The organism is Caulobacter sp. 17J65-9, assembly GCF_010975005.1.
Taxonomy (GTDB): Bacteria; Pseudomonadota; Alphaproteobacteria; order Caulobacterales; family Caulobacteraceae; genus 17J80-11.
In genome coordinates, this window is the sequence record NZ_JAAIVC010000001.1 from 91,159 (window position 1) to 112,584 (window position 21,426).

The window sequence follows — 21,426 nt, forward strand, 5'->3', positions numbered from 1 at the left end:
TCGACGAGCGTTTGTCTAGTGCGTTCAGTGGCCGCCTGTTCCTGCGGACTGGCGGCCAAGCTCGTCAATGTCGCGAGCAGTCTGGCCGACCTCCAGGTCGGCGAGGATCGGGCAGTCCGGCCGATCGTCGCCGGCGCAGCATTGAGCAAGGACGCGGAGCGTCTCCGCCATGCTTTGCATTTCCGAGATGCGCGTCTGGAGCTCATCCACATGCGCTTCCGCAATCTTCTTCACCTCGCGACTGGGGCGAGACCGGTCGCGCCAAAGCGAGAGAAGATGCGTGATCTGGTCGACCGAGAAACCGAGGGTGCGAGCGCGCTTGATGAACCTGAGCTCGTTGACGTCGCGTTCGCCGAAGCTGCGGTAATTCGACTCGGTGCGGCCCGCCGGCCGAATGAGACCGACGCGCTCGTAGTAGCGGATCATCTTCGTCGAGACGCCGGACGCCTTTGACGCCTGTCCGATGTTCATCACCGCTCCTCGTCGCACGCGGCCAAGGGCGCGCGCAAAAACGCCGTTCACCTGTAGTACGCGGGGATCAGGAGAATCCCTCGCAGGCGAACGGCGTCCGATGCGGTGACGAGATTGCAGTTAGGCGTCGGCGCGGCGCACGAACCCTGCCAGGAGTTCTACGAACCAGCGCGCGGCCGTAAGCGACGACAGGTCACCGTGATCGAGGCTGGGATCGAACTCCGTCAGATCGACCGCGGCGACCTTCGGGTGAGCCGCAATCAGACGGGTGGCTTCAAAGAACTGATGGACGGGGATTCCGCCCGGTCGGGCCCCGGGAGCGCCCGGCAGCTGGGCGCGGTCGATGACGTCGATGTCGAAGTCGACGTAGATGGCGTCGCACAGGCCAGACAGCCGCTCGAGCTCTTCGGCTACGACAGCGGCCGCCCCGAGTTCCCGGCACTCGCGCATCGTGCGCACGGAAATCCCAGCACCCTTCGCCCGCTCGTGCGCCTTTCGGGTGTTCGCGAAAGGCGCCAGACCGATCTGGCTGATCTGGCGGCCCGGCAGCCCGTCTTCGAGCAGCGCCTGGATAGGATTGCCGTTGTTCAGCCCGCAGTCCGTGTCGCGCAGGTCGAAGTGAGCGTCGAGCGTCAGCACGCCGACGCGCGACAGGCTGGGGTCGAGCCCATGCACACCCGGCCTCGTGACCGCGTTGTTGCCCCCGAGGAGGACCACGAGAGACCGGACTTTCGCCTGCTCCGCCACAGCGTGACGGATGGGCTCGAAAGCCTCCGCAGGCGGGGTGATCTTCAGATTGAGATCGCCTGCATCGTGCACGCGCACACCTGAAAGATCGGTCTCCGTCTCCAGGTCATAGACGCTCATTCGGGGAAGCGTGGCCCGCACCACTCTCGGCCCGAGATCACACCTGCCCGGCGTGAGCGAGCGCTCGCCCAGCGGCGCCCCGATCAACCCGATCGGGGCGTCAGGGTGATCCCCGACCAAGTCCGCCGCGGACATCCACCCTTTGCATTCTGACGCGCTCATAACCGGCTCCGACACGCAACCCATACAGACCTGTCTATACGGCTCTTGATGCACGGCAAACCCGGAAGTAGAGATGACCTGTATGTACAGGCTGCTTCGTCTAGCGTCGCGTGAGATCCGGGCTCCCGAGGGCCTCGGGCCACGCCCCTTAACCAGCTCCGTCAGGGCTGGCGTGCGCCTGTGGCTCTAGCCGAACGGGAAGACACATGACGATCCATGCCAAGTTCCGCACCATCCGCGCGCCGCGCGGCCCGGAGATGAGCTGCAAGACCTGGGGCGCGGAAGCGGCGCTGCGCATGCTGATGAACAACCTCGACCCCGAGGTGGCCGAGCGGCCGGAGGACCTGGTGGTCTACGGCGGCATCGGCAAGGCGGCGCGCAACTGGGACGCCTTCGACCGCATCGTCGCCTCGCTGAAGACGCTGGAGGCCGACGAGAGCCTGCTGGTCCAGTCGGGCAAGCCGGTCGGCATCTTCCGCACCCATCCGGACGCCCCGCGCGTGCTGATCGCCAACTCCAACCTGGTGCCCAAGTGGGCCGACTGGGCCCACTTCAACGAGCTCGATCGCAAGGGGCTCATGATGTACGGCCAGATGACAGCCGGCTCGTGGATCTACATCGGCACCCAGGGCATCGTTCAGGGCACCTACGAGACCTTCGTCGAGGCCGGCCGCCAGCACTTCGGCGGCGACCTCGCCGGCAAGTGGATCCTGACCGCCGGCCTCGGCGGCATGGGCGGCGCCCAGACCCTGGCCGCGACCATGGCCGGCGCCTCGTGCCTGGCCATCGAGTGCCAGCGCTCGCGCCTCGAAAAGCGCCTTGAGACCCGCTACCTCGACGTCGCCGTCGAGGACCTCGACGAGGCCCTGCGCCTGATCGACGAGAGCGTGAAGACCAAGAAGCCGATCTCGGTCGGCCTGCTCGGCAACGCCGCCGAGATCCTGCCCGAACTGGTCAAGCGCGGCGTGCGCCCCGACATCGTCACCGACCAGACCTCGGCCCACGACCTGGTCAACGGCTACCTGCCGGCCGGCTGGACCGTCGCGGAGTGGGAAGAGAAGCGCGTCTCTGATCCGGCCGCGGTCGAAGCCGCCGCGCGCAAGTCGATCGTGACCCATGTCCAGGCCATGCTGGACTTCTGGAAAGCCGGCGTGCCCACCCTCGACTACGGCAACAACATCCGCCAGGTCGCCAAGGACGAAGGCGTAGAGAACGCCTTCGACTTCCCGGGCTTCGTGCCGGCCTACATCCGCCCGCTGTTCTGCCGCGGCGTGGGTCCGTTCCGCTGGGCCGCCCTCTCGGGCGATCCGGAGGACATCTACAAGACCGACGCGGCCATGAAGAAGCTGTTCCCCGAGAACAAGCACCTGCACCAGTGGCTGGACATGGCCAAGGAGAAGATCGCCTTCCAGGGCCTGCCCGCGCGCATCTGCTGGATCGGCCTGGGCGACCGGCACCGCGCCGGGCTGATGTTCAACGAGATGGTCGCCTCGGGCGAGCTGAAGGCCCCGGTCGTGATCGGCCGCGACCACCTGGACTCCGGCTCGGTCGCCAGCCCCAACCGCGAGACCGAGGCGATGATGGACGGCTCGGACGCGGTGTCCGACTGGCCGCTCCTGAACGCCCTGCTGAACACCGCCGGTGGCGCCACCTGGGTGTCGCTGCACCACGGCGGCGGCGTGGGCATGGGCTACTCCCAGCACTCGGGCGTGGTGATCGTCGCCGACGGCACCCCGGAATCGGCCAAGCGGCTGGAGCGGGTGCTGTGGAACGACCCGGGCACCGGGGTGATGCGCCACGCCGACGCCGGCTACCACATCGCCAAGCAATGCGCCCGCGAACAGGGCCTGAACATGCCGTCCCTGGAGGCCTGATCCAATGGCGAATGTCCTCACCCTGGGGGCGGGCCCGCTCTCCCTTGCGCAGCTGCGCCAAGCCCTGATCGCCCCGGTCCGCGTCGAGATCGCGCCCGGCGCGCTCGACGCCCTGGACGCCGGCGCGGCCACCGTCGCGCGCATCATCGACAGCGGCGCGACCGTCTACGGCATCAACACCGGCTTCGGCCTGCTGGCCGACACCCGCATCTCGCCCGGCGACCTCGAGACCCTGCAGAAGAACCTGGTGCTGAGCCACGCCTGCGGCGTCGGCGCCCTGCTGCCGGACTCCATCGTGCGGCTGATGACGGTGCTGAAGATCGCCTCGCTGTCGCGCGGCGCCTCGGGCGTCCGTCGCGAGACGGTGCTGGCCCTGAAGGCCTTGCTGGACGCCGAGGTTTATCCCTGCATCCCGTCGAAGGGCTCGGTCGGCGCCTCGGGCGACCTGGCCCCGCTGGCCCACATGTCGGCCGTGCTGATCGGTTGGGGCGAGGCGCGCGTGAACGGCCGCATCCTGCCGGCGACCGAAGCCCTGGCCGTCGCAGGGCTGAAGCCGCTGGTGCTGGGCCCGAAGGAGGGCCTGGCGCTGCTCAACGGCACCCAGTTCTCCACCGCCGTGGCCCTGGCCGGCCTGTTCGCGGCCGAGGACGTGTTCGCCGCGGCGCTCACGGCCGGCGCCATGTCGACCGACGCGCTGAAGGGCTCCGACACCCCGTTCGACCCGCGCATCCATGCGCTCCGCGGCCAGCCCGGCCAGATCGACGTCGCGGCCATGCTGCGTGGCTTGATCGCCGGCTCCGAGATCCGCGAGTCGCACCGCCACGACTGCACCAAGGTGCAGGATCCCTACTCGCTGCGCTGCCAGCCGCAGGTGATGGGCGCCATCCTCGACGTGCTGCGCTCGGCCGCCCGCATGCTGGAGACCGAGGCCTGCGGCGTGACCGACAACCCGCTGGTGTTCGCCGACACCGGCGAGGTGCTGTCGGGCGGCAACTTCCACGCCGAGCCGGTGGCCTTCGCCGCCGACATGATCGCCATGGCGCTCTGCGAGATCGGCAACATCTCCGAGCGCCGGACCTCGATCCTGGTCGACCCGAAGATGAGTGGCCTGCCGGCCTTCCTGGTGCGCGAGAGCGGGCTGAACTCCGGCTTCATGATCGCCCAGGTCACCGCCGCCGCCCTGGTGTCGGAAAACAAGATGCTGGCCCACCCGGCCGTGGTCGACACCGTGCCGACCTCAGCCAACCAGGAGGACCACGTGTCCATGGCCGCACACGGTGCACGCCGCCTGCTCGACATGGCGGACAACGTGGCGAACGTCGTCGCGATCGAACTGCTGGCCGCGGCCCAGGGCCTTGAATTCCACCGACCGCTGCGGACCTCCGATGTGCTCGAAGGGGCCCTTGCCGGCGTTCGGTCTGTGGCGCCCGGCTACGACTCCGACCGCTTCTTCGCTCCTGACATCCACCACGTCGCCGCCCTGGTCCGGAGCGGCTGGGGTCGGTCCCCCGTCTCGGGCCTGACGCCCTCGGAAGCGTGACCTTCTAACGCGCCGCCGACCGGCGCAGCACCTCTGCAAGGATGAATCGATGAGGGTAGTCATTGTGGGCGCCGGCCATGCCGGCGGGTCGGCGGCAGCGTTTCTGAGACAGTTCGGCTTCTCCGGGGACATCGTCCTGATCGGAGACGAGCCCCTGGCGCCTTATCAGCGCCCTCCCCTCTCCAAGGCCTGGCTCAAGGGCGAGGCTGACGGCGAAGCTCTCCAGCTCAGGCCGGAAAGCTTTTACGCGGAGCAGGGCGTCGACCTGCGCCTGAACGAGCGAGTGACTGAGATCGACCGGCGGCTGAAGCTCGTTCGCCTGGCCACGGGTGAGCCAGTCTCCTACGACGCCCTGATCCTCGCCACGGGCTCGACCACCCACAAGCTCCCCGTCCCGGGCGGCGATCACCCGGCGCTCCTCGAGCTGCGCACCGCCGCGGACGCCGACAAGCTGAAGGCGAAGCTCACTCCCGGCTCACGGCTGATCATTGTCGGCGCCGGATATGTCGGACTCGAGGTGGCGGCCTCAGCGCGCGCGCTCGGTTGCGAGGCCGTCGTCGTAGAACGCGAGGCGCGGGTGCTGGCGCGGGTCGCTTCCGAGCCCCTGTCCGTCTTCTTCGAAAGCTACCATCGCGCACGCGGCGTCGAGATTCTCACCGGCGCCGCGGTCACCGCGGTGGAGGCGCAAGGGCGCGCGGTTCGGCTGGCGGACGGACGCGCGGTGATGGGCGAGACCGTGCTCGTGGGCATCGGCGCGGCGGCGAACGACGGACTGGCGCGCACCGCCGGGGTGGTCTGTGACGGCGGTATCGTCGTCGACCTGGAAGCTCGCACGTCTGATCCTGCGATCTTCGCGATTGGCGACTGCACGCGCCGCCCCTTGCCGGTCTACGGCTCGACCGGGCGACTGGAGAGCGTGCCCAACGCGCTGGAGCAGGCGAAGCAAGCTGCGGCCGCCATCGTGGGAGCACAGGCTCCCGCAGGCGAGATTCCGTGGTTCTGGTCGGATCAGTACGACGTGAAGCTCCAGATCGCGGGCCTGCCCCACGAAGTCGATCGCATCGTCCTGAGAGGCGACCCGGCCGAGGCGAAGTTCGCCGTCTTCCACCTCAGTCGAGGGGTGGTCCAGGCGGTTGAGGCGGTCAACGCGCCGCCCGAATTCATGGCGGGGCGACAGATGATCAGCCGACGCATAAGCGTCGATCCGACCGCACTTTCCGACACGTCCGTTCCGATCAAATCTCTGTTGCGCTAGCCTCTTCACGCCTGTCTAGGCTGGACAGTCCCAGTTTGGATCGGCACAGAGCGCAAGAGCGAGGCCAGGGGGGCGTCGCCATGCCAGCGGAAGCGAGTCGGACCTTCCGTCCACCACTTGGGGACGGGGCCTGAACGCATATCGGAGTTCAAGGATGAGCGTGCAGTTCGCCGCCGAGCCGCTCTACGCTTCCATCAAGAAGTACATCGTCGACGCTGTTCACTCCGGCGAGCTCAAGCCCGGGGACAAGGTCCCCTCTGAAAGCACGCTGGTCGAGCGGTTCAATGTCTCGCGCATGACCGTGAACCGCGCGCTTCGGGAGCTAAAGGACGAAGGCGTCCTGGTCGGCGTGGCCGGCGTCGGGTCCTTTGTGGCGGACCCGTCCCCTTGGGGGCACCTGATGCAGGTGAAGAACATCGCCGACGAGGTGAAGTCGCGAGGCCACGAGTACTTCGCCAAGGTCGTCAAAAACGTCTCTGAGTCCGCGACAAAGAAGACCGCCCCGCTCCTGGGCGTCGCGACGGGCACGCGGATCTTCCACTCCGTGATCGTGCATTACGAGAAGGGCCTCCCCATCCAGCTGGAAGACCGGCTCGTGCTTGCCGAGGCCCTGCCGGAGTACGGCTCGCTGGACTTCTCGAAGATGACGCCCAACGAGTACCTGATGAAGGCTGCGCCGCTTCAGCGCGTCGATCACCGGGTACGTGCTGTGATGCCGGACGCGGAGATGCGAAATCTCCTTATGGTGGACGCCAACGAGCCCTGTCTCCTGCTCGTGCGGCAAACTTGGAGCCGGGACCGGATCGTCTCGCACGCCAACCTCACGCATCCGGGCTCGCGGTTCGAATTCTCCGACAGCTTCGCGCCTTAATGCGCTGAGTGCGTCACGCCTGTTGATGGGGCGCGTTGCTCACGTCGTCAGCTGGCCCAGCGGATCGTTCTCGGCATCGAACGATCATTCCACGCCCGAGCCGCTTCTTTAGAGATCGTCTCCCCAAGCAGTTCGCGCATCGGCGCATCAAGCGCGGCTCCAATCTCGGTCAATCTGGAGCACGAGATCCGGTCGGCCCCGCGTTCGTAGCTCTGCATCTGCTGCAGGGTGAGCCGGAGGGCTTGCGCAAGCTGCCCCTGCGACATCCCCTTGGCTTTGCGGACCTGGCTCACCCGAGCGCCGACGACGATGTCGAAGCGATTGGGAGCCGGCCGGGCGATTGCCTCGATCATGCTGCTCCTCAAGGCCGCGGGATGTTGCGTCGGATCGAGGAGGGACGGCCCGATCCGACGCAAGCGACACCCGGACTAGCGCTTCTTGCGCCGGCGCAGGCGTTCCCCGAGATCCAGAACCCACTCGAAGTCCATCCGTCGGAAGCTCACGAACAGCAGGGTGAAGCCCGTAAGCGCCACCCAGGCGATGCCGGTCGCGACGGTGATGATGAGCGGGTGGTTGAAGCTCTCACGGCCCGAATAGTCCATGATGTGAAGCATCCAGAAGAAGTCCCACACTCGCCAGGTGTCGGTCCGATGCTCCACGACCTGCGCCGTGGATTCAGCGACATAGAAGGTCGTGGCCTTGGAGTCGTCGAAATCGACGCGCCAGAGGGGCAGCGGCCGGCCGCGGGCCTCGAGTGTGGGCTCGGTCAGGCGCACTGCCGAGCTCACCTTCCCATCGCCGGCGTACTCGGCTTTAGCCACCGTCTTGGCCAGCTCGGCGTCCACAGTGATCGGCCGCCCTTCGGGGCCGACCAGACGGATGCCGTCCGACGTCTTCACCTCGTAGACGTGACCGCCCAGCATCGGCCGAAGCTTGAAGCCGACAATCTCAGCTCCGGGCAAACCCGCCTGCACCGCCGCCAGCGGGAGCGGCTGGACGACCTCGCTCATCGCCGGCGTGCGATAGGTGTGCTCGCCGGCGACTTCGTGGTGGTCCAGAAGCGCCATCATCGTTCCGCTCACGGCCCACAGCAGAAGCTGCACGCCGAGAACGAGGCCGACCCATTTATGCAGTCTGCGAAGCAGCATCATGAACGGCATGGTCAGGCCTTTGCCTTGGATTTCTTACGCTTACGCTTCGGGAAGCTGTAGAGAAGAAGCCAGAGACCCGTCGCGGACATGAGCACCGCAAGGACAGTGGCGGTGCGGAGCAGGGGATTATTGACGTCCGTGCGGTCGTCGTAATCCATGATGTGGAACATCCACATGAAGTCGAAGAGCCGCCACAGCTCATGGCGCCGGGCGATCATCTCGCCGGTCAGCGGCGAGAAGTAGAAGGTCGGCTTGTCCCAGCCTTCGAACTCTACGCGCCAGAGCGGCACAGGGCGGGTCTGAACCTCGAGCGGGACCTTCGTAATCAGGTCCACCCGCACGATGTCGCCTTCACCCGCGTACCAGTGGCGCGCGAGCGCTCGCGCCTTCGTCTCATCGATCGGCGAGAGCGTTTGGCCGGAGGTCGCGTCGACGAGCGCGAAGCCCGAGCTGGACTGAAGAACGTAAGCCGGCTTCTCCATGAAGCGCGTGAGCTGCACGGTCTGCAGCCCAGGGAAGCGACTTGCGAGGATGGACGGCTCGACCAGGGTCGAGACATCGACAGGCTGTTCCTTCGGCGTCCGGACGAAGTGGTCGCCGTGAATGATGTCGATGTGGACGGCGGTCATGTAGAGGCCGGTGAGGGTCCACAGCACGACCTGAAGGCCCACCACGAGGGCGAGCCATTTGTGCGTCCTTCGCGCCAGAAGCGGCAAACGCATGGAATCTCCTTGGCCGCTTGGTGGCCTGGAAAAAAGAAAAGGGACGCGCCGCCGAAGCAGCGCGTCCCGTACTACTCAGTTAGAACTTATAGCCCAGGCGCACGTAACCGCGACGGCCGAGCAGATCGTACGTCATGGTGTCGGTGTTGCCGTCAGTCCAGCTCTGGATGAACGGCGCCTTCTTGTCGAAGAGGTTGTCGACACCGACCGAGAGCCGGGCCTTGTCGTTGATGTTATAGGCCACCTGAGCGTTGTGGTAGAACACGTCCGGGGACTCGTAACCGATGTCGCCCGGCGCCGCGTTGAAGTCGGTGGCCTTGCCGATCCATTGCACCGAGTAAGTCCCGGTCCAGCGTTCGTTCTCGACAGTCATGCTCGCCTGCGAGCGCCAGTGCGGATAACCGCCGTTGCCGCCGCCGATGAAGCCGTCGAACACGATCGGGTCGGCGCCGGGGTACGGCATGACCTCGTATTCCTGCAGGTAGGTCGTGTTCCAGTCGACGGTCGCGTTCAGGCCCGCCAGGTCGAACAGGTAGCGCACGCCCAGGTCGACACCCTTCAGGGTCTCCTGGCCGGTGTTCACCGGCTGGGCCGAGAGGTAGTTGACCTCGCCGGTCAGCGAGCTGCGGGTGAATTGGTCAGAGCCGCAGAACGGGTGAGCCATACCCGGCGTGTTGTAGCAGACCGCAAGCTTCGTCGAGCCCGGGATCGACCGGATGGCGTCCTCGATCTGAATGTCGAAGTAGTCGACCGTAAGCGAGAGCCCCTCGATCTGCCGGGGCTGGTAGACCAGACCAAGGGTCAGAGTCTTGGCGGACTCGGGCTGCAGGTCCTGATTACCGCCGACCGTCGTCAGAATCGAGTTGCCGAGCTGGACATAGCCGGCCGGCACGCCGGAGGCCGCGCAGTTCGTGCGGACGACCGAACCCGCGGGGAGCGAGCTGTAGTTGCTGCACGGGTCGGTCGTCGTGAGGTTGCCCTCGGCGACTCCGCCGAACAGTTCGGGGACGCTGGGGATGCGGAAGCCGGTACCGTAAGTGGCCCGGAAGCGGAGGTCCTCCAGGATCGACCAGTTCAGACCCAGCTTGTAGGTCTGGTTGCTGCCGAACAGGTCGTAGTCCGAATAGCGCAGGGCGCCGTTGAGCTCGACGTTCTGCGCGAACGGCAGGTCCTTCAGAAGCGGCGCCGAGACTTCGACGTAGGCTTCCTTCGCTTTCACCGCACCGGCGATCGGGTCCTGCTGATTGGTGTTGGCGACACCCATGACCGTCAGCGAGTCCGGGTTACGCCAGCCTTCTTCTTCCCGGTAGACGACGCCAGCGGCGAGGGCCAGTCGTCCGGCCGGCAGGTCGAAGAGGGTGCCGGACACGTCCGCCGTCAGGCTGCGCTGTTCGTTGCCGCCCGTGTCGATCGACGTGAAGAGGATGTAGTCGAGCACTTCCTGGGAGACGTCGCCGGCGCCGAGATAGTCGGCGCACGGGATCGGCGCGCCCGCAGCGGTGCTGCAGACGCTGGTGTTCAGCGTCTCCCGCACACGCTGCAGGTTGGCGATGTTGGTCATGCCGTCGACGCCGGTGTTGCGGCCCCAGTTCAGCGCCGCTTCCCAGGTCCAGTCGCCCTTGAGCTTGCCGTCGAGACCCAGCACCGCCCGCCAGGTGTCGGTCTCCTGGAAGAACTCGCGCGGGCCGCCCTCGAGCAGGCTGCGCCGGGCCAGGATGAGATTCTGGCCGGTCGGGTTTGTCGGGTTTGAGGCCGAGATGGACAGGTTACGCAGGGTGCCCGGCGTGGCGAGCTGTTCGCTCTCGCGGTGCGTGAAGAACAGTTCGCCGAAGAGCCGGACGTTGTCCGACACCTGGTAGTCGGCGAGGAAAGCCGTGCTCAGACGCTCGATCGGGCTGACGGCGTTCAGGTACGGGTTCGAGTTCTGATTGTGCTTGTCGGGGTCATAGGGCTCGTAGAAGTCCCCGTCGCCGCCCGGCGTCTGATTGAAGTTGATCTGCGATCCGTCCGGGAGAATCGCGCGGCCCCCGATCGTCGACGAGCTGCCGGTGCAAACCAGTCGGCCGGCGTCCTCGCCGAGCGCGCAGGGCGCGCGGCTTGCCAGGTTCACGACACCGGTCTTCTCGTAGCTCACCGCCGCGGTGAAACCGCCCTTGTCGCCAGTGACGCCCCAGAGCAGGTCGGTCGAGAACTCCTCGCCGTCACCCTCGTCGGTCATGCCGTACTGGGCCGAAAGCTCGAGGCCCTCGAAGTTGTTCTTGGTGATGACGTTGACGACGCCGGCGACCGCGTCGGCGCCGTAGATGGCCGAGGCGCCGTCCTTCAGTACGTCGATCCGGCCGATGATGGCGGTCGGGATCATATTGAGGTCGGCGGCGCTGTTCGCGCCGGTGCCGCCGTTCACGACCCGGCGGCCGTTCAGCAGGACGAGGGTGCGGTTGATGCCGAGACCACGCAGGTTGACCTGCGCCGTGCCGTAGCCGTTGCCGGTCCAATAGGCGTTCGTCTGGTTGCCGCCGAAGCCGGCGGAAGCCGGCAGGCGCTGCAGCACGTCTTCGACGTTGTTGGTGCCGGCGTTGAGGATCTGTTCGTCCGTGACGACTGTCGCCGGGCCGACGCCGCTGATGTCCTGCCGCTTGATCCGGCTGCCGGTGACGACGACTTCTTCGACTTCGCCAGAGGCTTCAGTCTCCTGAGCGAGTGCGACGTGGCTGCTCAGCAAGCTCGTCGCGAGAGCCGTCGCGGCCAAGAGACTCGTTCTACGCCAATCCATCTCACTCCCCTCCTCATCGGTGTTCGCCACCGTTGCAGTGAGTAGGGAGCAACCTGTCTATACCTGTCAAGGTACCTTTATGCCAGCGCTAACCTGTACATAATGGGAAGCTTTGACCGCGATTACCTGCCCATTACGGTGCAGGACGCCAGTCCCGCCGCTCACGCGGCGGGAGGCGTTCATCTTCTGAACCGGACGCAGGAGCGCCCTCCTCCGGTCTGGCCGGAAGAGGGCGCAGCCTCACGACTTCGCGGGCGCGCTCCGGGAAGACCAATGGACGTGGACGATCTGCCACCCATGATGGGAGCGGCGGAGCACGGCGGTCTCCAGCGTCAGCTGGTCGACGTCCTTGTCCTTGTAGCGCCCGACAGTGCGGCCCTCGCTGACGACGTAGGCGAGTTCTCCGGAGACCAGCCCGCCGCGAGAGATCAAGGTGTACTTGGTCGCCTGGGCGTAGGCGGCGTCGGCAGGGAGGTGATGCCCCGCATACTCAGCCTTCGAACGCTCGACGTAACCTTGCTCGAAAATCAGGGCGTCGTCGGCGAAAGCGGCGGCCGCGGCCGCCGTGTCGCCACGCGCCAAGGCGGAGTGAAAGGCGTCGACCGCCGCAGAGGCCTCTTGGATAGCCGGGTCGCCAGGCACGGTCGGAGCCGCAGCGGCGGGCTTCTTATCGTGGCCGTCGTGGGCGACCGCGGGAGCGCCGAGGCCCAACACCAGCATGAGAGCGGCGACACCGGCCGCAGAACGATGATGCAACATATCCCCCTCCTGGAACAAAGGGCTGCGGCTCAGCCGCAACCCTTTCAAAATCAACGGACGCTGAACTTCACCACGCCGGACATCATGTGGCCGTCAGCGCCGGTCGCGTGCCAGGCCGCCTGCCAGGCGCCGCCCTGGAGCGCGGGCAAGGGCGTCGAAACGGTCTCCCGAGAGCCGGTCGCCACGACCTTGAGCTTGAACGGCTGACCCGAGGGCCCCGTGAGGGTGACCGAGTCCAGCTTCATCGCGTGCGGGAAAGTCAGAGTCAGGGCTTTCGGCGCAGCGACGGTCGAGCCCTCCGCCGGCTCGGACGCTTTCAGGGCGCCGCCATGCTGGGAATGGTCCATGCCGGGCATGGCGTGCTGCGAGTGATCCATATCGCCATGGCCGGCATGGTCCTGGGCGAACGCCGGAGCGGCGATCGTAAGGGCGATCGTGGCGGCAGCCGTGGTCAGAAGTCGCTTCATCTCTCGTCTCCGTCAGTGGCCCGAGTGCGATTCGCCCGAAGGCATCGCAGACATGTCGTGGCCGGAATGATCCTCAGCCTTCGGTTCGGGCTTGGGCTGGGGCGCGGGCTCGGCCGCCTTGGCCGGAGCCGGCTTCGGCGCCGTGGTGGGCGTAGCGGTCTTGGGCTCAGCCGGAACGGCCTGCTCGGCCACGGCCGGAACTTCGACCGGCGTAGCCGGCGCGGTTGCGACCGGAACCTCGATGGCGGGGGTCGCCACCGCAACGGGTTCCTGGGGCTCGCGTTCGCACGCGGCGAGGGCCACGAGGCCTGCGCAGCTGAGGGTGGCGACGGCGAGCGTACGAACTCGGGAGTTTCGGAGCTTGGTCATCTGCAGTTTCCGAATGGCGCTCAGAACCAGGCCCGCAGGCCGACCCGAAGCGTGGTTTCGTCAGTGTCCTCGCCGGCCGTCCGCGCGATCGATGCCGTCTCTCCGAGCTGGCGCTCGTAGGCGACCGCGACGTAGGGGGCGAACTTGCGGGTGATCTCGTAGCGAAGCTGGAGTTTCGCCTCGACGTCGGACAGGCCGGCCCCGACATCGAGCTCCGGCACGTCCTGGGCGTATGCGTTCAGCTCCACCTCGGGCTCGAGCACGAGCCGCTGGGTGAGCTGGAAGTCGAAGCTCTGGCCCAGCCGGAACGCCACGTCGCCAGCGTCGCTGACGAACACGGCGGCGTCGGTCTCGAACTGGTAGGGCGCGAGTCCTTGGACTCCGAGTGCGAGCCAGGTGGTCGCCTCGGGTTCGAAGTCCTGGCGAACGCCTGCCTGCAGGTCCCAGAACGTAGCGACGTTGCGGCTCCAGAGCGCCTGCAGCTCGGCCTTCTCGGGCTCGCCGTCGTGGACTTCGCCCTCGGTCTTCAGCCACAGCTTGTTGACGTCGCCGCCGACCCAGGCGTCGCCCTCCCAGGTGACCAGACCGGCGCCGTCGGCCTCCGACGCGTCAGCCTGCATCCGGACCATGGTGTAGGTCCGCTCGTGATGCCCCATAGGCCCGGAAGACGTCTCGGCCTGCGCCGAAGCAGCTCCAAACGACATCAGGGCCGCGCCGATCGCGGTGATGGCGATCCGGCTCATTGGGCGGCTCCGTGGGCGTGATCGTGGCCGCCATGTTCCGGGGCGGCGTCAGGCTGAGGAGGGGTCTCGCCCAGACGAGCGACGACAACCTTCTGCATCATCCCGGATTCCATGTGGTACAGCAGGTGGCAGTGGAAGGCCCACTCGCCCGCGGCGTCGGCGCTGATGAGCACCGAGTAGCTCCGGCCAGGCGCGACGCTCACCACGTGCTTGTCAGGCAGGCGCTCGGCCGGCTGGCCGTTCTCAAGCTGCACGAACATCCCGTGCAGGTGCATGGGGTGCGCCATCATCGTCTCGTTGATGAAGGTCATGCGCACGCGCTCGCCATAGCGCAGCTGGATAGGCTCGGCTTCGCCGTACTTCTTGCCGTTCAGGGTCCAGATGTAGCGTTCCATGTTGCCGCCCAGGCGGACGACGATTTCACGCTCCGGCGCGCGAATGTCCTTCTGCGGCTCGGCCGAGCGGAGATCCGCGTAGCTCAGCACCTTGGCGCCCCAAGGCGCGCCGGAAGACCAGCCCATCACGTTGCCGGCCCCGTCCAGGGTCCCTTCCGGTGCGAGCTCGCCCATGCCGTGATCCATCCCGGGCCGGCCCATGCCGTAGTCGACCTTAGGGTAGTCCGTCGCGAGCGCGTCAGACGGATCGCCGTGGCCCATGGCGGCGTGATCCATCCCCTGCATGTCGTCCGCGGGCGCCGCAGCGCCGTGTCCCATCGCCGAATGGTCCATGCCCTCATGGCCGGACGCGGCGGGGGCGCCGGATCCATGACCCATGGCGGCGTGATCCATCCCCTGCATATCGCCCGCGGGCGCCGCCGCGTCGTGGCCCATAGCCGAATGGTCCATGCCGCCGTGGTCCATGCCGGACATGCCGTGGCCCATTTCGCTCATCGTGAGCAGGGCGCGCGGCCGGATCGCGGGGATTTCGCCGGTCATGCCTTCGCGCGGCGCCAGGGTCGCCCGCGCGTAGCCGGAGCGGTCGATGGACTCCGCAAAGACCGTGAAGGCCTGCTCCGTCTCGGGTTCGACGATGACATCGTAGGTCTCGGCGACGGCCAGTCGGAACTCGTCGACAGGCACCGGCTCGACGTCACGGCCGTCGGCGGCGACGACGGTCATCTTCAAGCCGGGGATGCGCACGTCGAAGTAGGTCATGGCCGAGGCGTTGATGAACCTCAGCCGCACCTTCTCGCCGGGGCGGAAGATCAGGGTTTCATTCGACTCCGGCGCCTTGCCGTTGACCAGGAAGGTGTACTTGGCGACGTCAGCTATGTCGGTGGGGTCCATCCGCATGGAGCCCCAGGCCTTGCGGTCCTTGATGGCCGCGCCGAGCCCGAACTTCTTCGCGTCGCGGAAGAAATCGCCGACCGTGCGCTTGCGATAGTTGTAGTAGCCCGGATCGACCTTCAGGTTGCGCAGGATCCGCTCCGGATCCTCGCGAGTGAATTCCGAGAACACGACGACGTAGTCGCGGTCAGTCTTGATCTTCGGCCCCTCGGCCGGATCGATCACGATCGAGCCGTAGTGACCCGCCTGCTCCTGAGTGACCGAGTGGGCGTGGTACCAGTAGGTGCCGCTTTGGATCACGGGGAACGTGTAGGTGTAGGTCTCGCCCGGCTTGATCCCCTGGAAGCCGTTGAAGCCGGGGACGCCATCGACCTTCCCGTCCAGCAGGAGGCCGTGCCAGTGGACGGAGGTTTCCTCGTCCAGGCGGTTGGTGACGCGGATGGTCGCCGTCTCACCTTCACGAAGACGAAGCGTGGGACCAGGCACCTGACCGTTGACGGTGATCGCTTCGCTCGGCTCGCCCGTGATGGTCACGGTACGCTTGTCGATCACTAGATCATACTCGGCCGCAAAAGCGGCCGGAGCCAGAGCCAAGGCGGCGCAAGTCGCCAGCAGCAGGCGCGTTCGTCTCATCACATCTCTCAAGTGCGTTTTGTCCCCCGCGACTTTGTCAGGCTTCCCATTGCGGGAAGGTCAAGCGCGAGGCGCCCCCTCACATCGAATACGCACGCGCCACGCTGACCCCTCACAGGGTCAGAGCACTTTCTCAAAGAACGATGTTTGCGAAGAGGGGCGCCCAATACCTGTGGCGGGCGCACTGGAGTCCCGCGAGCATTTCGCTCACTGCGTCAGGAATCTTCGAACGGCCAGGCCCATCCCGACGGCCAACCCGCCGCCGGTCAGACCCGCCTCGTCTGGAGGGCCGTCAGCCCCGGCATCGTAAGGCTCAGAACCAGGTCCTGAGTCCGACGACGATGCTCGTCGAGCTTACGTCCTCGCCACCAGCCCGCGCGAAATCGGCCGTGTCCCCGATCGCGCTTTCCCAGGAGACGCCGACATAGGGCGCGAACTCTCGCTTGATCTCGTAACGCAGGCGAATGCCGAATTCGATGTTGGAGAGACCGGCGCCGATTTCGGATTCGGGGACGTCCTGCGCGGCGAGATTCATCTCGAGCCGCGGCTGAAAGAGCAGTCGCTGGGTCAGCCGGAAGTCCTGGCTGGCCTTCACGCGCCCCAGCAGGTCGCCTTCGTCGGACAGAAACGCCGCGGCTTCCAAGTCGAACCAGTAGGGCGCCACGCCCTCGACCCCCAGGACCGCGTAGGTCCGGGATTCCGGCTCGAAATCGTAGCGTAGGCCCGCCTCGAGATTGAAGTACGGGCCGATTGCGCGGGCGTACAGCGCCTGGACCTCGGCGTCTTCCAGGTCGGCGTCGACCGTCCCCTCGCCTTCCGTCTTGAGAACGAACCGGTTCACGTCGCCGCCGAACCAACCCTCCGCGTCCCAACGGTAGGCGTCGTCGTCGTCGCGGAACTGGTATTCGGCGAGATTGACCACGACCGACCCGGTCCTGATACCGCCATGCTCGGATTTGAGGTGATGGCGAGCGGCCTCCATGCGCGTCCGATCAAAATATCTGTCGGCGGCATGGTCGGTGGGTGCAGGCGGCGGCGGCGCAGACTGCACCATCCCTGGCGTTTGCTCGGCCGGCGGCTGCGACGTCGTCGCGTCAGGCATCACATGACCGGCATGGGGATCAACCTCTTGAGGCGCCGGCGCTGGCTCCATTCCGGGCATCGGGTGCCCGGCATGCGGATCGGCCGGTTGGAGTGGTGCGGCCGGCGGCTGGGGCGATTGGGGAGACATGCCGGGCATGGTGTGCCCCGCGTGGGGATCGGTCGCTTGAGGAACAGGAGCTTGTTGCTCCATCCCCGGCATCTGGTGGCCGGCGTGGGGATCAGGTGGCGACTGTGGCTCGTCGATTTGCGCCAGCGCCGGCGTCGCGGCGCCCAGAAGGACAAGGCTGACAGCGACTGACTTCATGCCGCCTCTCCTTCCAGGGGCCGGATCGAGACCACCTGAAACATGCCGGCGAGCATGTGGTAGAGCAGGTGGCAGTGAAACGCCCAGTCGCCGGGCTCGTCGGCGGTCAGGTCGAACGACACCTTGCCGCCCGGAAGAACGTTGACCGTGTGCTTCCGAGGGTAGTGACCCTCATGCCCGTTCACGATCTCGAAGAAGTGGCCGTGCAGGTGGATCGGGTGAGACATCATCGAGTCGTTCACCAGCGTGACCCGGACCCGCTCGTTTGTGCGAAACGCAATTGGCTCCTTCACCTCGCTGAACTTCACCCCGTCGAACGACCACATGAAGCGTTCCATGTTGCCGGTGAGGTGGATCTCCACTGAGCGTGAGGGCGGCCGCGGATCGGGGTTGGGCTCGAGCGCCACCAGGTCCCGGTAGACCAGCACCTTATGACCCACGTCCTCCAGACCGATGCCCGGGTCGCCCGTTCGGTCTACCGGCATGGGCGAGATCATCTGCACGCCGGGCCCCATCTTCACCTGGGGGGCGTTTTTCGGATCGCGCATGCTCATCCCGGCCATGTCGTGACCGCCGGCCTGCGCGGCGCCCACCATGGCCGAATGGTCCATTCCCGGCATGGACGAGTGGTCCATTCCGGGCATGGCGCCATGGTCCATGGCGCCCATGCCCATGTCCTTCATCGTCACCAGCGGGCGCTTGCGCAGAGGGGGCACGGGCGCGGTCATCCCCTCGCGAGGCGCGAGCGTGGCGCGTCCCATGCCAGAGCGATCGATGGCCTCGGCGACCAGCGTGAAAGCGCGATCGGCTGGCGGCTGGATGATGACGTCGTAGGTCTCGGCGACCGAGATCTGAAACTCGTCGACGTCGACCGGACGCACGTTCTGCCCGTCCGCCTGCACGACCGTCATGGATAGATCGGGAATCCGGACGTTGAAGATCGTCATGGCCGAGGCGTTTATGAAGCGCAGCCTCACCCGCTCCCCCGGGGCAAAGAGCCCCGTCCAGTTCTCCTGCGGCCCGTGGCCGTTGACCAGGTAGGAGTAGGTCGAGCCCGTCACGTCCGAAATGTCGGTCGGATCCATGCGCATCTGCCCCCACTCGAGGCGTTCGCGCATCGGCTGGTCTTTCCCGGCCATCAGCCCGGCCAGAGTCTGCTTCTGGAAGTTGAAGTAGCCGGATTCCGTCTTGAGCTTCGGAATGATCGCGGCGGGGTCCATGAAGGTCCAATCGGAAAGGACGATCACGTGCTCCCGGTCATAAGCGACCGGGTCCGGCTCCGCCTGGTCGATAATGATGGGCCCATAATGGCCGAGCTGTTCCTGGTACCCCGAATGGCTGTGGTACCAGTAGGTGCCATACTGCTTGACGGGGAACTCGTAGACGAAGGTCTCGCCAGGCCCGATGCCGGGGAAGCTCACGCCTGGGACCCCATCGAATTGAAACGGCACCAACAACCCATGCCAATGGATCGAGGTGTCCTCCTCCAGGCGGTTGGTCACCGCCAGGCGGACGTTCTGTCCCTCCTTCAGCCGCAGCAAGGGCGCAGGCAGCACGCCGTTCATCGTCACCGCCTGCCCGGTTCGCCCGCCGACCGTGAATGGCGTCCGGGCGATCGTGAGGGAAATGTCGGGACCTGAGAGGGTCGGAAGAGTCGGTCCGACGCCTGACGAAGCGCTCCTGGCCCACGCCGGAAGCAAGGCGTTGCATGCGAGTCCCCCGCCAAGGGCCATCGCGCCGCCGAGGAGCTGCCGTCGGCCCACTGCCGTGTTCATGCCCGTCACCCCCTGAACCTCGCGACGGCACGCAGTTGAGCGGGCCTGAGCGGCAGCGGAGCGGCGCGTTTGAGCGCTGCACTGACGTGGACCAGAACGACCGGGAACTGCATTGTTCCGCACGCAATCTGACGGCCGCGCTACATCGCAGCCTGGTCTGCAAAACCGAAGCAGCGGAAGGCAGTTCCGAAGTCGATCGATGGTAAGGTTTGCGCCTCTGAAGGGCGCGAATTCAGGTGTCCCCGGGCGAGGTCATCAGCTCGGCCAGCTTGCGGCGCGCACGATACACACGCGTCTCGACCGCCTTGACGCTGACGCCCAGCAGATCAGCGGCTTCGGTTTGCGAGAGCCCCTCCAGTGCGGTCAGGATGAGCGGTTCCTTCAAGGCCGCCGGGAGCTTCGCAATCGCCAGCTCCAGGCTTCCGAACCGTTCGTCCTCCCCGGAGCTCTCGCCAGCCCATGTCGACTGGGCCGGTACGCTTGCGACGTCTGCCTCGCGTTCCGATGCGGGCTGGAAAAGCAAACGCTTGACGGTGCGGCGCCTGCCGAAGTCTCGGCACTTGTTCAGCGCGATCGTCCTGAGCCAGCTGTCGAGCGGCCGCTTGGGATCAAACCTGCCTATCGCTCCCCACGCCGAGACGAAGGTCTGCTGCAGGACGTCGTAGGCGTCGTCACGGTCGCCGACATGGCGAGCGATAAGGCGATAGAGCGGCTCCTTGTATCGCCGCATGATGGCGCTGAACGCCCGCTGGTCTCCGTCCGCTGCGCGTGACGCCAGCTCACCATCCGGAGTTTCGCTCACTGGTGCTCTTCGGTGAGCGCCTCGGCGACGCGGGTGTCGAACGCCTTGGCCTGCTCCGGCGTAAGGATCGAGCGCATGGCGAAGACGTGGACGATCGTCTCCTTCTCCAGCTCGCCCATGGCGGCATGCGAGCGCTCGACGGCGGTTTGCACCGATGGCCCGTAGCCCGCCGACCCCTTGATGGCGGCAGCGAGCTCGGCATTCGCCTTCCGGACCTCGGCTTCCAGAACGCGCCGGCGTTCTGCGAACCGCGCCTCCTCGGCGTCGAGGCGGCGGTCCTGTTCGGCGGTGAGGTTTAGTTCTTCGTGCGCCATGCCGTGCAGCGATGGCGGCGCCATGTTCATTCGGACGAAGTAATGGCCCCCGATCCAGGCGCCGGCGCCTCCCGCAAGCGCAGCCAGAACCGCGGTCAGCGCAAGAGAGCGCCACGCGATGGTCATTGGCGAACGCCCAGGAGGTTCGTCGGCGACAGGTGCGAGTCCAGCGAGAACACGGCCATCTCGTCCGGCCGGCCCGCGGAAGCGAAGGCGGTCCCGCTCGCGACACCGATCGCCAGCGCCAGCGCGATCGACGCCATCCGCACGATATTTCCGGCTTGGGCGCTCACGGACGTGACCTGCCGACGCTCGACGCGCGCCCAGACGTCGCGCTCCACGTTACGCAGATCCGCGACGAGCGGCTTGGCGGCCAAGCGCGCCAGCCCAGAATCCAGATCGTTCATCATCCGCGATGCTCTCGAAAGCGATCGTACCTAACCACAGTACGCCGCTCCCACCCGTTTCCCTCGCGTGAGGGGAAATTTCCGCAGGTGCGTATAGGGATTAGGCGCACTGGAGAAGACGATGGCTCGCATTTCGCTCAAGCTTTGCGTCTTCCTCTTCGCGTTGGCCCTCCTGCCCGCGGGCTCGCCGGCCCTGGACTGACGATCGCCGCTAGCGCCCTGAATGGAGACCTGGGCGGCGCCCTGGTTCACGGCAAAGGTCACCTTGCATTTTGAGAGTTCGTTGATGAGCACCTTCAAACTTCACCGTCGCGCCGCCCTGATTGGCGCTGGCGCCGCGCTTATCGCCGGGTGCGCCAAGAGCGCGGAGCCCGTGCGGACCATGACGCTCTACAAAGACCCCAATTGCGGGTGCTGCACGGCGTGGCTCGACCACATGAAGCAGGCCGGCTTCAAAGCGACGGTTATTGAGACGAGCGACCTGGCGTCGGTCCGCAAGAAGCTCGGCGTTCCCGAAGAGCTCGCGTCCTGTCACACGGCCCAGATCGGGCGCTACGCAGTCGAGGGGCACGTTCCGCCTGAAGACGTGCTTCGGCTCCTGCAGGAGAAGCCGAACGCCACCGGGCTCGCTGTTCCGGGAATGCCGATCGGATCGCCTGGTATGGAATCGCCGACCGGCGAGCGGGAGCGCTTCCAGACCCTGCTGTTCGGCGGCGGGCAGATAGGCGTCTTCGCGCAGCACGGGTGAAGCCGGTAGTCCCTCAGCGCGGTGCGACG

The 21,426-nt window shown here is 66.5% G+C and carries 21 protein-coding genes; 5 read left to right on the plus strand and 16 right to left on the minus strand.

What is annotated here, in order from left to right:
- Positions 1-24: 24 nt before the first annotated feature.
- Both cueR and G3573_RS00450 read right to left on the minus strand, forming a co-directional pair.
- Entirely contained in the window at positions 25-471 is a 447-nt protein-coding gene (gene cueR / locus G3573_RS00445; RefSeq protein ID WP_163258871.1) for a Cu(I)-responsive transcriptional regulator, read from the minus strand.
- 120 nt (positions 472-591) lie between these two features.
- Positions 592-1,473: an agmatinase family protein gene (locus tag G3573_RS00450; protein ID WP_240454428.1), complete on the minus strand. Its 882-nt coding sequence runs from the start codon at positions 1,471-1,473 to the stop codon at positions 592-594.
- A 233-nt stretch (positions 1,474-1,706) separates the two neighbouring features.
- Here G3573_RS00450 and hutU point away from each other — a divergent pair, with 233 nt between their 5' ends.
- The 4 genes from hutU (at position 1,707) to hutC (ending at position 7,040) form a co-directional block, all read left to right on the plus strand.
- Entirely contained in the window at positions 1,707-3,374 is a 1,668-nt protein-coding gene (hutU, locus tag G3573_RS00455; protein WP_163258873.1) for a urocanate hydratase, read from the plus strand.
- A 4-nt stretch (positions 3,375-3,378) separates the two neighbouring features.
- On the plus strand, positions 3,379-4,914 hold the full coding sequence (gene hutH / locus G3573_RS00460) for a histidine ammonia-lyase (RefSeq protein ID WP_163258874.1): 1,536 nt from the start codon (positions 3,379-3,381) through the stop codon (positions 4,912-4,914).
- A 49-nt stretch (positions 4,915-4,963) separates the two neighbouring features.
- Complete coding sequence (locus G3573_RS00465) at positions 4,964-6,169, plus strand: FAD-dependent oxidoreductase (RefSeq protein ID WP_163258875.1); 1,206 nt, start codon at positions 4,964-4,966, stop codon at positions 6,167-6,169.
- A gap of 154 nt (positions 6,170-6,323) precedes the next feature.
- Positions 6,324-7,040, plus strand: coding sequence for a histidine utilization repressor (hutC, locus tag G3573_RS00470; RefSeq protein ID WP_163258876.1), 717 nt, complete (start codon positions 6,324-6,326; stop codon positions 7,038-7,040).
- A gap of 47 nt (positions 7,041-7,087) precedes the next feature.
- Here the strand turns inward: hutC and G3573_RS00475 are convergent, their stop codons facing one another.
- The 14 genes from G3573_RS00475 to G3573_RS00540 all read right to left on the minus strand — a co-directional run bounded on the left by G3573_RS00475 (position 7,088) and on the right by G3573_RS00540 (position 20,652).
- The gene (locus tag G3573_RS00475) at positions 7,088-7,393 is read right to left on the minus strand and encodes a helix-turn-helix transcriptional regulator (protein ID WP_163258877.1); all 306 of its coding nucleotides are present in this window, start codon (positions 7,391-7,393) and stop codon (positions 7,088-7,090) included.
- A gap of 75 nt (positions 7,394-7,468) precedes the next feature.
- Entirely contained in the window at positions 7,469-8,200 is a 732-nt protein-coding gene (locus G3573_RS00480) for a PepSY domain-containing protein (RefSeq protein WP_240454429.1), read from the minus strand.
- 2 nt (positions 8,201-8,202) lie between these two features.
- On the minus strand, positions 8,203-8,913 hold the full coding sequence (locus G3573_RS00485) for a PepSY domain-containing protein (RefSeq protein WP_163258878.1): 711 nt from the start codon (positions 8,911-8,913) through the stop codon (positions 8,203-8,205).
- A 79-nt stretch (positions 8,914-8,992) separates the two neighbouring features.
- Positions 8,993-11,635, minus strand: a complete 2,643-nt coding sequence (locus tag G3573_RS00490; protein WP_240454430.1) for a TonB-dependent receptor — start codon at positions 11,633-11,635, stop codon at positions 8,993-8,995.
- 291 nt (positions 11,636-11,926) lie between these two features.
- The gene (locus G3573_RS00495) at positions 11,927-12,445 is read right to left on the minus strand and encodes a nuclear transport factor 2 family protein (protein WP_163258880.1); all 519 of its coding nucleotides are present in this window, start codon (positions 12,443-12,445) and stop codon (positions 11,927-11,929) included.
- A gap of 50 nt (positions 12,446-12,495) precedes the next feature.
- Positions 12,496-12,912: a copper resistance CopC family protein gene (locus tag G3573_RS00500; RefSeq protein WP_163258881.1), complete on the minus strand. Its 417-nt coding sequence runs from the start codon at positions 12,910-12,912 to the stop codon at positions 12,496-12,498.
- 12 nt (positions 12,913-12,924) lie between these two features.
- On the minus strand, positions 12,925-13,170 hold the full coding sequence (locus G3573_RS00505) for a hypothetical protein (RefSeq protein ID WP_163258882.1): 246 nt from the start codon (positions 13,168-13,170) through the stop codon (positions 12,925-12,927).
- 131 nt (positions 13,171-13,301) lie between these two features.
- The gene (locus tag G3573_RS00510) at positions 13,302-14,024 is read right to left on the minus strand and encodes a copper resistance protein B (RefSeq protein ID WP_163258883.1); all 723 of its coding nucleotides are present in this window, start codon (positions 14,022-14,024) and stop codon (positions 13,302-13,304) included.
- Positions 14,021-15,943: a copper resistance system multicopper oxidase gene (locus tag G3573_RS00515; protein WP_163258884.1), complete on the minus strand. Its 1,923-nt coding sequence runs from the start codon at positions 15,941-15,943 to the stop codon at positions 14,021-14,023. Before G3573_RS00515 ends, G3573_RS00510 begins: the two co-directional genes overlap by 4 nt.
- Before the next feature lie 313 nt (positions 15,944-16,256).
- Positions 16,257-17,351, minus strand: coding sequence for a copper resistance protein B (locus G3573_RS00520; RefSeq protein WP_163258885.1), 1,095 nt, complete (start codon positions 17,349-17,351; stop codon positions 16,257-16,259).
- Positions 17,348-19,126 carry a copper resistance system multicopper oxidase gene (locus tag G3573_RS00525; RefSeq protein ID WP_163258886.1) on the minus strand — a complete coding sequence of 593 codons (1,779 nt, stop codon included), beginning with the start codon at positions 19,124-19,126 and terminating at the stop codon, positions 17,348-17,350. The genes G3573_RS00520 and G3573_RS00525 overlap by 4 nt, the downstream gene beginning before the upstream one ends.
- A 232-nt stretch (positions 19,127-19,358) precedes the next feature.
- Positions 19,359-19,928: an RNA polymerase sigma factor gene (locus G3573_RS00530; RefSeq protein WP_346427314.1), complete on the minus strand. Its 570-nt coding sequence runs from the start codon at positions 19,926-19,928 to the stop codon at positions 19,359-19,361.
- Entirely contained in the window at positions 19,925-20,368 is a 444-nt protein-coding gene (locus G3573_RS00535; RefSeq protein WP_163258887.1) for a periplasmic heavy metal sensor, read from the minus strand. Before G3573_RS00535 ends, G3573_RS00530 begins: the two co-directional genes overlap by 4 nt.
- Positions 20,365-20,652, minus strand: a complete 288-nt coding sequence (locus G3573_RS00540; RefSeq protein ID WP_163258888.1) for a hypothetical protein — start codon at positions 20,650-20,652, stop codon at positions 20,365-20,367. The genes G3573_RS00535 and G3573_RS00540 overlap by 4 nt, the downstream gene beginning before the upstream one ends.
- A gap of 220 nt (positions 20,653-20,872) precedes the next feature.
- On the opposite strand from G3573_RS00540, the gene G3573_RS00545 reads away from it, so the two are divergent.
- Positions 20,873-21,397: a DUF411 domain-containing protein gene (locus tag G3573_RS00545; RefSeq protein WP_240454431.1), complete on the plus strand. Its 525-nt coding sequence runs from the start codon at positions 20,873-20,875 to the stop codon at positions 21,395-21,397.
- The last annotated feature ends 29 nt before the right edge of the window (positions 21,398-21,426 follow it).

Bases quoted from the DNA above. Each gene is read 5' to 3' on its own strand.
- hutU (WP_163258873.1), top strand. From the start codon at position 1,707: ATGACGATCCATGCCAAGTTCCGCACCATCCGCGCGCCGCGCGGCCCG.
- G3573_RS00515 (WP_163258884.1), bottom strand. From the start codon at position 15,943: ATGAGACGAACGCGCCTGCTGCTGGCGACTTGCGCCGCCTTGGCTCTG.
- hutC (WP_163258876.1), top strand. From the start codon at position 6,324: ATGAGCGTGCAGTTCGCCGCCGAGCCGCTCTACGCTTCCATCAAGAAG.
- G3573_RS00510 (WP_163258883.1), bottom strand. From the start codon at position 14,024: ATGAGCCGGATCGCCATCACCGCGATCGGCGCGGCCCTGATGTCGTTT.
- G3573_RS00520 (WP_163258885.1), bottom strand. From the start codon at position 17,351: ATGAAGTCAGTCGCTGTCAGCCTTGTCCTTCTGGGCGCCGCGACGCCG.
- G3573_RS00540 (WP_163258888.1), bottom strand. From the start codon at position 20,652: ATGATGAACGATCTGGATTCTGGGCTGGCGCGCTTGGCCGCCAAGCCG.
- G3573_RS00525 (WP_163258886.1), bottom strand. From the start codon at position 19,126: ATGAACACGGCAGTGGGCCGACGGCAGCTCCTCGGCGGCGCGATGGCC.
- hutH (WP_163258874.1), top strand. From the start codon at position 3,379: ATGGCGAATGTCCTCACCCTGGGGGCGGGCCCGCTCTCCCTTGCGCAG.
- G3573_RS00465 (WP_163258875.1), top strand. From the start codon at position 4,964: ATGAGGGTAGTCATTGTGGGCGCCGGCCATGCCGGCGGGTCGGCGGCA.
- G3573_RS00545 (WP_240454431.1), top strand. From the start codon at position 20,873: ATGGAGACCTGGGCGGCGCCCTGGTTCACGGCAAAGGTCACCTTGCAT.
- G3573_RS00450 (WP_240454428.1), bottom strand. From the start codon at position 1,473: ATGTCCGCGGCGGACTTGGTCGGGGATCACCCTGACGCCCCGATCGGG.
- G3573_RS00500 (WP_163258881.1), bottom strand. From the start codon at position 12,912: ATGAAGCGACTTCTGACCACGGCTGCCGCCACGATCGCCCTTACGATC.
- G3573_RS00485 (WP_163258878.1), bottom strand. From the start codon at position 8,913: ATGCGTTTGCCGCTTCTGGCGCGAAGGACGCACAAATGGCTCGCCCTC.
- cueR (WP_163258871.1), bottom strand. From the start codon at position 471: ATGAACATCGGACAGGCGTCAAAGGCGTCCGGCGTCTCGACGAAGATG.
- G3573_RS00480 (WP_240454429.1), bottom strand. From the start codon at position 8,200: ATGCCGTTCATGATGCTGCTTCGCAGACTGCATAAATGGGTCGGCCTC.
- G3573_RS00475 (WP_163258877.1), bottom strand. From the start codon at position 7,393: ATGATCGAGGCAATCGCCCGGCCGGCTCCCAATCGCTTCGACATCGTC.
- G3573_RS00495 (WP_163258880.1), bottom strand. From the start codon at position 12,445: ATGTTGCATCATCGTTCTGCGGCCGGTGTCGCCGCTCTCATGCTGGTG.
- G3573_RS00535 (WP_163258887.1), bottom strand. From the start codon at position 20,368: ATGACCATCGCGTGGCGCTCTCTTGCGCTGACCGCGGTTCTGGCTGCG.